Source organism: Chamaesiphon sp. OTE_75_metabat_556 (assembly GCF_031378165.1).
Taxonomy (GTDB): domain Bacteria; phylum Cyanobacteriota; class Cyanobacteriia; order Cyanobacteriales; family Chamaesiphonaceae; genus Chamaesiphon.
On sequence record NZ_JANNDR010000016.1, the window covers coordinates 1 to 11,231 of the forward strand.

The 11,231-nt window shown below is 45.5% G+C and carries 13 protein-coding genes and 1 pseudogene; 6 read left to right on the forward strand and 8 right to left on the reverse strand.

Features of this window, described 5'->3' with window-relative positions:
• The 4 genes from murC to RMO27_RS00610 all read left to right on the forward strand — a co-directional run.
• Positions 1-1,020, forward strand: a 1,020-nt coding sequence (gene murC, locus RMO27_RS00595; protein ID WP_309728059.1) for a UDP-N-acetylmuramate--L-alanine ligase, incomplete at its 5' end; no start/stop codon positions are given.
• Between the two features lie 186 nt (positions 1,021-1,206).
• Positions 1,207-2,211 carry a UDP-N-acetylmuramate dehydrogenase gene (gene murB, locus RMO27_RS00600; protein WP_309728061.1) on the forward strand — a complete coding sequence of 335 codons (1,005 nt, stop codon included), beginning with the start codon at positions 1,207-1,209 and terminating at the stop codon, positions 2,209-2,211.
• A 235-nt stretch (positions 2,212-2,446) separates the two neighbouring features.
• Positions 2,447-2,788, forward strand: a complete 342-nt coding sequence (locus tag RMO27_RS00605; RefSeq protein ID WP_309728063.1) for a YbaB/EbfC family nucleoid-associated protein — start codon at positions 2,447-2,449, stop codon at positions 2,786-2,788.
• Positions 2,789-2,911: 123 nt separating this feature from the next.
• Positions 2,912-3,958 carry a potassium channel protein gene (locus RMO27_RS00610; protein ID WP_309728064.1) on the forward strand — a complete coding sequence of 349 codons (1,047 nt, stop codon included), beginning with the start codon at positions 2,912-2,914 and terminating at the stop codon, positions 3,956-3,958.
• A gap of 2 nt (positions 3,959-3,960) precedes the next feature.
• Here RMO27_RS00610 and RMO27_RS00615 read toward each other — a convergent pair whose 3' ends face one another.
• Genes RMO27_RS00615 through rpmB form a run of 6 tightly spaced genes read right to left on the reverse strand, consistent with a single transcriptional unit; the run spans position 3,961 to position 7,953 of the window.
• Positions 3,961-4,431 carry a M67 family metallopeptidase gene (locus RMO27_RS00615; protein ID WP_309728065.1) on the reverse strand — a complete coding sequence of 157 codons (471 nt, stop codon included), beginning with the start codon at positions 4,429-4,431 and terminating at the stop codon, positions 3,961-3,963.
• Between the two features lie 16 nt (positions 4,432-4,447).
• A complete protein-coding gene (locus RMO27_RS00620; protein ID WP_309728066.1) occupies positions 4,448-5,197 on the reverse strand; it encodes a prepilin-type N-terminal cleavage/methylation domain-containing protein in 750 nt (249 codons plus the stop codon).
• A gap of 27 nt (positions 5,198-5,224) precedes the next feature.
• Positions 5,225-6,535, reverse strand: a complete 1,311-nt coding sequence (locus RMO27_RS00625; RefSeq protein WP_309728067.1) for a hypothetical protein — start codon at positions 6,533-6,535, stop codon at positions 5,225-5,227.
• Between the two features lie 56 nt (positions 6,536-6,591).
• Entirely contained in the window at positions 6,592-7,080 is a 489-nt protein-coding gene (locus tag RMO27_RS00630) for a GspH/FimT family pseudopilin (RefSeq protein ID WP_309728069.1), read from the reverse strand.
• Positions 7,058-7,675 carry a hypothetical protein gene (locus RMO27_RS00635; protein ID WP_309728071.1) on the reverse strand — a complete coding sequence of 206 codons (618 nt, stop codon included), beginning with the start codon at positions 7,673-7,675 and terminating at the stop codon, positions 7,058-7,060. The genes RMO27_RS00630 and RMO27_RS00635 overlap by 23 nt, the downstream gene beginning before the upstream one ends.
• Before the next feature lie 41 nt (positions 7,676-7,716).
• Positions 7,717-7,953, reverse strand: coding sequence for a 50S ribosomal protein L28 (gene rpmB, locus RMO27_RS00640; protein ID WP_309728073.1), 237 nt, complete (start codon positions 7,951-7,953; stop codon positions 7,717-7,719).
• Positions 7,954-7,967: 14 nt separating this feature from the next.
• On the opposite strand from rpmB, the gene RMO27_RS00645 reads away from it, so the two are divergent.
• Complete coding sequence (locus RMO27_RS00645; RefSeq protein ID WP_309728075.1) at positions 7,968-8,108, forward strand: hypothetical protein; 141 nt, start codon at positions 7,968-7,970, stop codon at positions 8,106-8,108.
• 50 nt (positions 8,109-8,158) lie between these two features.
• On the opposite strand, the gene RMO27_RS00650 is transcribed toward RMO27_RS00645, so the two are convergent.
• A complete protein-coding gene (locus tag RMO27_RS00650) occupies positions 8,159-8,746 on the reverse strand; it encodes an L-threonylcarbamoyladenylate synthase (RefSeq protein ID WP_309728077.1) in 588 nt (195 codons plus the stop codon).
• Positions 8,747-9,038: 292 nt separating this feature from the next.
• On the opposite strand from RMO27_RS00650, the gene RMO27_RS00655 reads away from it, so the two are divergent.
• The gene (locus RMO27_RS00655; RefSeq protein WP_309728079.1) at positions 9,039-11,075 is read left to right on the forward strand and encodes a polysaccharide biosynthesis tyrosine autokinase; all 2,037 of its coding nucleotides are present in this window, start codon (positions 9,039-9,041) and stop codon (positions 11,073-11,075) included.
• 29 nt (positions 11,076-11,104) lie between these two features.
• Here the strand turns inward: RMO27_RS00655 and RMO27_RS00660 are convergent.
• Positions 11,105-11,231, reverse strand: a pseudogene (locus RMO27_RS00660) (glutathione synthase); the annotation flags it as partial.

An 11,231-nucleotide genomic window follows, 5' to 3' on the forward strand; every position in this document is an offset into this window, starting at 1 on the left:
ACTAGCAGCATGATTGGCTATATGTTGATGACTGCTGGTGTCGATCCGACGATCGTGGTGGGCGGTGAAGTGACTGCCTGGGATGGCAACGCCAGGGTCGGGAACAGCAAATACTTTGTGGCTGAAGTCGATGAGTCAGATGGCTCTCTAGTCAAACACTCACCCAAGATCGGGATCGTTACCAATATCGAATTGGATCATACCGACCATTATAAGAGTCTCGATCGAGTCATTGAGACTTTTACCACCTTCAGTCAGCAATGTGAAGTGACAATCGGCTCTGTTGATTGTGCGATCGTGCGCGATCGCATCCAGCCCACGCTCTCGTATAGTGTCGAGCCAGGGCAAGCTGCCGACTATACCGTCGATAACATTGAGTATCATGCCGCAGGAACTTCTGCGCATGTATATGAATATGGCAAATTATTGGGCATTCTAAAATTAGGGGTATTAGGAAAACACAATTTGAGTAATGCACTAGCCGTCATTGCCGTCGGTCGGAAGATCGGCTTGGAATTTCCAGCAATCGCTAGTGGTTTAGGGACTTTTGATGGTGCCAAGCGACGCTTTGAACTTCGAGGTTACCAGAATAACATTACTTTCATCGATGACTACGCTCACCATCCCAGTGAGATCTTGGTTACACTCAGTGCCGCGCGCTTGCGTGTCGGGACAGAGCGTCGGGTAGTCGCCGTCTTCCAACCCCATCGATACAGCCGTACTTTGGAATTTCTGACTGAGTTTGCCCAATCTTTTACAGATGCTGACTTAGTAATTATTACAGATATTTATAGTGCTGGCGAGGCCGATACTGGTGTTGTCAGTGGCGAAAAAGTAGTCGAACAGATCGGTCTTTACCACCAGCATGTTTGCTACCAACCGACGCTCGAAGCTGTATCTCAATTCCTGACTCAGCAACTCCAGCCCGGAGACATTTGCCTGTTCCTGGGAGCTGGCAATCTCAATCAGATTATTCCGAGCATTGTTGATTCGTATCAAACCACTGCTGGAATTGTCTAACCAAAAATTGTAGTCTAAATATCTGAGATTTAGTGTATTATGCAACGATTCCCACTACTTTCATGAAACTCTCGCCCGATCGACTTCATACTATTTTGTAATCGATCGAGCTTGAGCTAGATACTGATTCGCTTCGGATTGCGATTGACTAACCCCGGTTTCACCACACTACCTTACCTTTCCACCATGACACTTTCTCAAGATCGTTCCCGCAGCGTCACCCCGGCGGCGTCACCTACTCTCACTACTCAGATTCAGCAATCAGTCAAAGTTGCAGCAAATACCGATCGAGATGTGGAAGTACCAACAGATTGCCTGGTGCGAGCTGGTGTATCGCTCAAAGGCTTGACGACTTGGAAAGTAGGTGGATTGGCGCAGTGGTATCTCGAACCCAAAACCCTAGTTGAGACGCAAGCTGGACTAGCTTGGGCAAAACAGCAAGGTCTCCAAATTACGGTGATTGGGGCGGGATCGAACTTATTAATTAGCGATCGGGGTTTGGCAGGTTTAACGATCTGCACTCGACATTTACGACATGTAGATACTCAATTCGATCGTGAGACTCAATCGATCGTCGCAGACGCAGGTAAAATGGTCGCCAGCCTAGCTTGGCAAGCAGCTCGTAGAGGTTGGGGTGGTATGGAATGGGCAGCAGGAATTCCAGGCACCCTCGGCGGAGCTGTGGTGATGAATGCTGGAGCGCATGGACATAGTACTCAAGAGATTTTGATCAGTGCTGAAATTCTCAACGCTGACGGCTCGATCGAGACACTGACAAATGCCGATTTAAACTATAGCTATCGGACGTCTAATCTCCAAGGTGAGACCAAAATCGTCCTGAGTGCCAAATTCAAATTGCAAGCAGCCAGCGAACCAGAAGAAATCAAATCCCGCACTTTCCGCGACTTGGAAAAACGTCACAGCAAACAACCATACGACCGCCCCAGTTGTGGCAGCGTCTTTCGCAATCCTGCACCCCTATATGCAGCCGCCTTAATCGAAGAATTGGGGCTAAAAGGCTATCGGATTGGCGGCGCGGAAGTTTCGACGCTCCATGCCAATTTTATTATCAATCACAAAGATGCCACAGCGACTGAGATCCGCGAATTGATTTACTTTGTCCAAAGCCAAGTTAAAGCCAAATACGCGATCGAACTCGAACCCGAAGTGAAAATGCTCGGCGAATTCTAAATTAGGTTTGAGGTGTTGGGCTTTAGGCTTTAGGGAATGAAACGTTCAGAGATTCAGGGATTTCGATCTCCAAATGATATGGTTACAATAGACTAACTAGGCTCGGTAGTACTCACAACCTCTTTAACCTAAAGCCTAAAGCCTAATTTCGGTAACTGACGGATACCCTCACCCCCGAATTCCCTGACTCCAGTAAGATGGGATATTGTTTAGATTGACTAACAATTAAAAGATTATGACTAAAGGACAAGGATTTGGCGGCTTCGGTCTCGGCAAGATGAAAGAACTTGCTGACGCTTTCAAAAAAGCCCAACAAGTACAAGAAGATGCCAAAAAGCTCCAAGAAGAACTGGAGCAAATGGAAATTGAAGGCGAAGCAGGTGGCGTGAAAGTAACTTTGAGCGGCAACCAAGAACCTCGCAGAGTCAGTATCGGTGCTGATGCTGCTGGCAAGAGTCCCGAAGAACTCTCCCAACTAGTCCTCGATGCGATGATGGATGCCTACGATAAATCCACCGCTACCATGCGCGAACGGATGGAATTACTCACTAGTGGTCTAAATATTCCCGGATTGTAATTTCCGCAACTAGTGACGATTAAAAGCTAATCGATAATATGGGTATTGCTGTGCTATTTAAAGTCAGCAGTACCCATCTTTACTGATGACCATGCCATCAACTGCCAACTGTCAACTAATTTAATGGATTCCGTCGAGCAAAAATATCGTCGCATCAGGACAGACTTACAGCGGGGTGGCTTTGCCCTAAGCTTCTTATTTATTGCAGGCACGCTATGGTATAGCCTCGTAGAGCAATGGCACTGGTTGGATGCGGTCTATATGACCGTCATTACCCTGACTACGGTCGGCTATGGCGAAACGCACCCGTTGGGCGATCGCGGACATATCTTTACGATCGCCTTGATCTTAGCTGGGGTGATTACCATCGGGTATATCGTCAATCGATTTACGGAAGCGTTGATTGAAGGCTATTTTGGAGAAGGTAGAAGACTTAGACAACAACGAAAACTTGTGGACTCTTTAGCGCAACACTTTATCATCTGTGGTTACGGACGGATCGGGCGACAAATTGCTACTGAATTTGCAGCGGAGGGGACGGCATTTGTGATCGCAGATGCTAGTCTCGATCAGGTTAGAATTGCCCAATCAGAGGGGCACAGTGCAATCCAAGCCGATGCAACGCTTGATGAAACGCTGCTGAAGATGGGTGTAGAAAAAGCAGCTTGTTTGGTAGCAGCATTGCCTTCTGATGCCGAAAATCTCTACATCATCCTCTCTGCCAAAACGCTCAATCCCAAAATCCGGGCGATCGCGCGTGCCAGTAACGAGGAGGCTGTCCTGAAGCTCCAGCGCGCTGGAGCTGATAAAGTGATCTCTCCATATATTACTGGGGCAAAACGGATGGCTGCGGCGGCACTACGCCCCCAGGTGATGGATTTTATGGATGGGATTGTTGCTAGCGATCGATCTTTTTATATGGAAGAATTTTTGATCGATGCGAGTACTTGTCCGGTTGCGGGTTTATCATTGCGCGAAGCGAGACTGCGATCGCAATCTGGTTCGCTAGTATTGGCAATTCGTCGTCGTGATGGCAGCCTGATTGTCGGGCCGACGGGAGAAACGATCTTGATGGGTCAGGATATGCTGATTTGTATGGGTACTGCCGATCAGTTACGAGTCCTAAATCGGATTTTAGATCCCCTGACCCCCACAACCGATCGACGATAGGGTTATTCGTCCACTTGCTGAATTGCTTCTAATTGGAATACACCCAGATCGTCCAAAACCCAACTTTGGAGATCTGTGACTTTGCCATCAACTACTGAGATGATCGGGTAGGAATAGACATACCAAGCTAGATCTCGATCGCACACTGAAGGCGTAGCTGGGTAGTCGGGATGCGAGTGAAAAAAGCCTACAATATTCAGATTTAGATCTCGTCCGCGTTTTTGGGATTGCAGAATATCTTGTGGTGGAATGGTATAACGACTAGTTTTAGTTCTAGCTAATTCGCCACTAGCTGCGGGAGTATCGATCGATTCGGCTGGTTCCCAAATATTCATGGTTGGAATAACTTCGACAACAGTTTTGGTGAATTTATCGATTGTTCCTAGCAAAATTCCACAACATTCTTCGGGATAGATAGTTTCCGCATGTTGATGAATTACTTGAAGCTGTGTGGTGGTAATCAAGATCGTCATAATCGATAAATAGAGACTAATTACTGCGAGTCACAACTAACGCATCGATCGATTGACTTTTTACAGATGGATTGGATTGCTTGTACATCCAGAGCTTAACCGATTTATTATCAGTTGCGATACAAGCATAAAATCCCAGTCGATCGGTGACGATCGGTACCGGATTATTGTAGCCAGGTTCGCAAGCAACATTCGCAGTTGCAGCAGGTAGATCGCTGATTCGATCAATCAGAACTTCGTTATAGTAGTCCACTGGTGAATTAGGCGGGAGTGTTGTGAGATCGTGATTATTACCATCGCTATAGTTGCCATTTTGCAATAAAGTTGGCCCCCAGCGATAAATAACTCTCGGCCCCAACCATACGCTGCTATTAGGTGGATCAGCGATATAATACACGATCGAATTAGTTAAGCCACTATTTGCAGATGGACTTAAAATCAAAATCGGTTTGAAGCGACTACTTCCTGATGCGGGTTGAAAATGAATTATCCCATTGACTACTGGTGGACTAGTCAATACTTGTTTGGACATTTTGATTTCATCAATCATGAATGCTAGTGCTTGTTCTAACTCTAATCGATCGGTTGTCTCGATCTGAGCGCGCTGATTTGCTTTCATTAGTGTATATAAGCCACTACCAGCCATACTAATGACGATGCCAGTAATCACCAAAGCAACTAGTAATTCAATCAATGTAAATCCTCTTCGATTTTGCGAAATTGCCAGACAATTAGGCCAATTTATTGCTTTAATTTTTAAGTTCATTATATCTAGATAGCGATCGATCTTCAGCTAATTTTCGACTCGTTGCCAATAACTAATCGGACTGAGTTGGGATGGTTGTTCTAGTTTGGAGATCCCAAAATCAGACCAGGTACCTGATTGAATAATAGGCAATTGATTTTGACTAGTCATCGAGTTCCAACTATTCACCCAGACAGCACCAGTAATCTGGGGATTGGGATTGGGCGTGAGGGCATGGACACTCTCGGCATCGGCTAATGGGGCGTGAATGAAGGCGGTAATGGCTGCGGTATCTTTAATAATCAATCTGATAGTTTGAGTACTACCATAAATGCGGAGATTGGGATGAGCGGAATTGACATTAACAGTTTGACTGCCGGCGAAATCGATATTTCCCTTGAGATAAAGATTGATTTTTTGATTAGCAGTGACATTAATAGTGAGGCGATCGAGATCTTGTAATTTGATTGAATATCCAGAGCTGGGATTGTCGATATCTACGAGGTAATGGTATTCATGGTTGACATCCGGTACATCGCCAGATCCTACGCGTGGCAATTGGATTGAAGCGGTAATTGCGGGTAATGGGATGGCGTTAGTGGGAGCAACTTTTGGAGCCGGAATTGGTGTAAATGGATCGGCAATAATTTGGCCGCTGGGTACGCCACTAATCAGGGCGATATTCGTGGCTTCGACACCAGTGATGCCATCGACATCTACATTTGCTAACTGTGGACAAGTCGCTCCTTGAATTTGTCCGGTAATCGGTTGCGTGGTGCTGAGGTTGAATGTATTTGCCCAAAGTGCTGGCGGTGCAATCCCGGCTGATTCGCTACCGATCGGGATATCGACAATCAGACTGTGTTTGGAAATATTTTGCGGATTATTATAAGTACCGATTTCGGCAGCTACCTTTAATTTACCTACGCCGTTTTGATACTGATAATCGATAATTCGATATCTACCTTTGTTCGCATCGCTATTATCTAAAGCAATCCAAGTACTAGCTTGAAATAAATCAGCTTGTTGCTTGGCCGCAATGATATCGATCAAACGACAGCTCGATTGCGATAATGGTAAACTATCGAGTGTTAGTCGCCACTGGGCGAAGCTTTTTGTGGCTAGTAATTTGTGGCGATCGAGGAATGATTGAAATCTAATCGCACCAGCTTCGGACACACTCAAGGCTCGATTTAGCTCTCGTTGGGAAACAGTTGTCGCTCGATCGCTCTGCGAACGCCCAATTAGGCTAGCCGCAATAATAATCATCATTAAACCCATGCCTAGAGCTAGCGGCATCGCAAACCCAGCTTGAGTACGCGCGCGATCGATCCTGGTGGTGGAGAATTTAGGGAGCATCAATTTTGCTAATAAATTTTTGGTTAATGTCGATTTATCGATCTAAATATCAACACTCAGACGAGCTTGCGACAGCTATGAGCGATCGAATCGTAACTACCCAAGCGAATGATGCCTAAAGGGGCAGAGATGGTCAAGCAACGTGCATTCTGATGATTATCTCTGACCGACAAAACCACTGTTTTATTAGTAGTAGTATTGCCGCGAATTCCGTATGGAATATCCCCAGCAGCTCCGGTATAATCGATCTCGATCGAGTCTGGTAAATAGCGATCTCCAGATAACAAACACCCCCGATCGCCAACAATTTTGCGACCGATTTTATCTAATGTCAGCGTACAACCGCGATCGCGTCGCATGGCTTCGCGTTGGGCTTGTTGGAGACTACCGACAACTAGATCTGTGGCTTGAACCAGCTTTGCTCGATCGATCGCTGCTTTGAGACTGGGCATCCCGATCGCGACCAAAATCCCGACGATCGCCACGATAATTAATGACTCGGCTAAGGTAAAGCCGAGTGACCTATTGGCATTGGAGTGCAGCATCAGCCATCACCTCCGTATAGATATGAAAAATTGGCAGCTCTAAACTACCCTGATTCGTAGGCGTAACCTTATATTGAATCCCCAGAATTTTAGCGTCGGGATTTTCGGGAGTAAGGGGAATAGTCAGCGTTCTGGCAATTTGAAAAGTTTTGCCAGTGCGACTGGTGGCAGTTAGAATTGCTAGTGGATAATCATTAATGCCAGTGACATTACCCCCAGCAAGATTGTCCCGCACTAAGTCGGCAAATCCCAAATCGATACTAGTGGGATGACAGCGCAACCGATTGGCCGCAAAGGGCAGTTGCGGGACAGTGAGTTGCGATCGAATCTGCTCTAAATCTGCTTGTACCCACCGATCGGCTTCCGCCATGTGCAAGGCTTTGGACTTGAGTAACATCGCGACGACCATCCCTTGCAGAGCCACCGCGACAAAGATCGTCGTGAGTAAAATTGCGAGCAACACTTCAGACAGCGTAAACCCGCCGGTCTGAACTGGATGGCGATCGTCAGTAGCGTCTCGATCTCCGAGAATCGGTCGGCATTGCCATTGACGGTACCAAAATAGTAAAAATCGCTGGGGCTGGTTCGTAGGCATTAAATTGGCAGCCAGATACCCCCAGCGGGGGATCTAGACCGCTAGAATTTGTTGAGGTTCACACCTGCATCCTTTGCCATTGCTGCCAAACCTTTGATTTCGAGGGTTTTGATTGCTTTCGTTGAAAGCTTCAAACGGACGAAACGGTTGCCTTCAGCCCACCATACTCGTTTCCACTGCAAGTTAACTTGTTGCAGTTTTTTAGTACGGTTGTGAGCGTGAGAAACTGCCATCCCATTGTTTGCTCTTTTCCCGGTCAGTTGACATACGCGAGACATAATAAACCTCCTACTTGAATACCGTTCGCAAGATCGCGACACAGCATCCCATTGTAGCTAATTTTTGGACGCGTACGGCACTGAGAATTTACTGGTATTGGGCAACTGACGACAGATGTACGCGGAATAATGACAATCCTAGCTTGGTATCATAAAATACCACAATCAGCAATTTATCGTAAATCAGTAAAATTAAAATCCGCCATTAGTCTAGGTCGCTAACATTAACAGTGCCCGATCTGAGTAGTTGCCAGCCAGTTTGGTGCCATTGGATCACAGTGGATGGCTGTCCCGATGAGGGTAAATCTGTTGCGAGCTGGAGTGCAAATACTTGAGGGAAAGTGTTGCTAATCTCCGTCATGGTCATTAATGGTGGCGCTCCAGATAAATTGGCACTCGTAGTCGCTAAAGCGCCAGTTCTCTGTAAGAGCGATCGGGCGATCTCGCAATCGGGGACTCGTAATCCGATCGTCTTAGTACCAAGGGGATTCATCACTGCTGGTACCAAATCAGCTGCGGGCAATACTAACGTCAGCGCACCAGGTAAATATCGCTCGGCCACCGATCGCCAAATTGCTAGTTCGCGATCGGTACCCTGGGTAAATTGCCACAGCTCGGCAATCGTACTTGCCATCAAAATCAGTGGTTTATCGTGACTACGTTGTTTGGTTTGAAAGATTACGTCGGCATGGGTGGGGAGCGTGGCCAAGGCGGGTACGGTATCGGTAGGAAAAGCGATCGGTTGACCTTGGCGCGCGGCGGCGATCGCTCGATCGAGAGCAACTATCGGCATGGGATAAAGATCTGGCGACCAGATGGAGACATAAGAGATCGACCTAATTTTAACAATGACATGACTGTTACTAACATTAATTAGGCCATTGGTTATTTTTATATCTTCAGATGATATCAATTTTTTGTCGATATCGACATCATGGCGATCGCTAATTACTTACGTAGCTCGATGGATTTTCAGTGATATTTTTGACATGCAGTTACTTTTGCGGTCGGCAGTTTGACGGATTTAGTGAATGAAATATAGTTGTTATAATAGTAAGTTAAATGAGATTTTCATAATAGATTACATGCAGAGCCTGCCAAAATCCAAAGAGTCTATTGACTTAAACTTTATTGATTATCTGGCGATCGTCAAAAGGAGATGGGTGCCGGCACTAAGCATTTTTACAGCTACAGTCGTGCTCGGAATATTGGCGGCATCCTTACTAAAATCGACTTATCAAGCTGAGGGAAGATTATTATTCAAAAACTCCACTTATAAAGTAGTTGGATCTAATCTAGTCTCCAGTAATGTCGAAGGTAGTGACTCAGGAGATTTGAAACCACTGGTATCAAATCAAAATCCGCTCTCGACTCAGATGGAACTCATGTCTGCTCGCGTGTTATTGCAGCAGACGAGCGACAAATTAAAGCTCAAAAACGATCGTGGCGAACCGCTCAAAGTTGCCGAATTTCAATCAGCACTAGCAATTAAACTAGTTGGCGGTGCCGATATTTTACAAATAAGTTATAAAGATCGCGATCCGCAGTTAGCTGCTAAGGTAGTTAACACACTCATGCAATTTTATATCGAACGTGATATGCTCGCCAATCGCGCTGAGGCCGAAGCAGCTAGTCAATTTATGTCGCGACAGTTACCCCAAACCCAAAAAGCTCTCGCGCGAGCAGAGATCGCCGTCCGTAAATTCAAACAGCAACATCAGGTTCTAGATTTAGCAGAGGAATCCAAAACAGCAGTTAGCAAGATCAGCAATCTCGAAACCGAAATTACAACAGCTAAATCACAATTAGCAGAACTCACTGCTCAAAATCAAGAATTTCATCAGAAAATCAATCTCAATTCGCAAGATGCCATGACATTTAGCGCGACTAGTCAATCGCCAGCCATTCAAGGTATCATTACTCAAATTCAAGATACAGAAAGACAATTAGCAGTCGAAAATAGCCGATTTTCTAGTAATAATCCTATTGTCGTCGGATTAGAAGAGAAGAAAGTCAAATTGACAGCACTATTAAAACAGCAAATTCTCAGCACGACTGGTAGTACTACTGAGTTGCCAGCAGCAGCACTACGAGTCAGTGACACTAAGCAAAATCTCATCAAAGAATTACTGCAATCAGAAGTGCAGCGAAGTGGTGCGCTTAAAAAAGTCGGATCGCTCCAAAATGCCCTAAATGCTTACAAACAAAGAGTACGGGTCATGCCACAGTTGGTGCAAACCCAAAATCAATTAGAACGACAATTAGAAGTGTCTAAATCTACATATCAGAATCTCTTAAAAAAGGTTCAGGAATTAGAGCTAGCCAGAAATAACCATACATCAAATGCTCGCATCATCGATAGCGCAAGCGTTCCCGATCGGCCAGACAATAATATCAAGTATCTAGTTGGTGGCATGAGCCTGATCGGTGGAGCTTTCTTGGCGACGAGTGCGATCGCTTTTTTGGAAATGACCGATAAATTAAAGGCACCTTCTAAAGATATCAGTCAGATCTTCAGACATCGATTGGTAGGCAAGATTCCAGATCCCAACTCTGGTTATTTTAGTGATGATAGTAGCGTCAATCAAACGAAACTAGAAGTTGCGGTGAGTGAGTTGCGTCAGTCTCTGGCCACAGAAATGTCGCAAATTATTCAATTTAACTTGAGATTTGCCAACTCAAAAAAAATCCTCAAAACTATTACCATTACTAGTACAGTGCCGAATGAAGAAAAGTCCCAAAAAGCGGCTAATCTAGCAGCCGCGATCGCCGGTTTGGGTCAAAGAGTGTTATTAATTGATGCCGATATCCGCAATCCATATCAGCATCAAGTCTGGAGTTTACCCCTAAATAAAGGCTTGAGTGAACTACTCGCAGGTACGGCTGAATTTGAGAAGGCATCATGGCGAGTGATGGATAATTTAGATGTCTTAACGGCGGGGACAACTTTGCCAACGCCGCTGTTTAGTTTTGACTCCGATCGGATGAAGTTATTAATTCAAGAAATTTCCCATTTATATGACTTTGCGATCGTCGATACGCCACCACTGCTAGTATCGCCAGATGGGATGAATATCGGGCAAATGACCGATGGGATCTTGACGATCAATCTCAACGAGTAAACACAAAAATCAGTAAAATCGATCGCCAATTAGTGCCGAGTTGCCAGCCACTCAATGACTTGCTGTCCTAAATTGACATTGTTCAATTGATCGATCTCGCGAATACCCGTGGGACTAGTGACATTTACCTCTGTCAAATAACCGCCGATGACATCG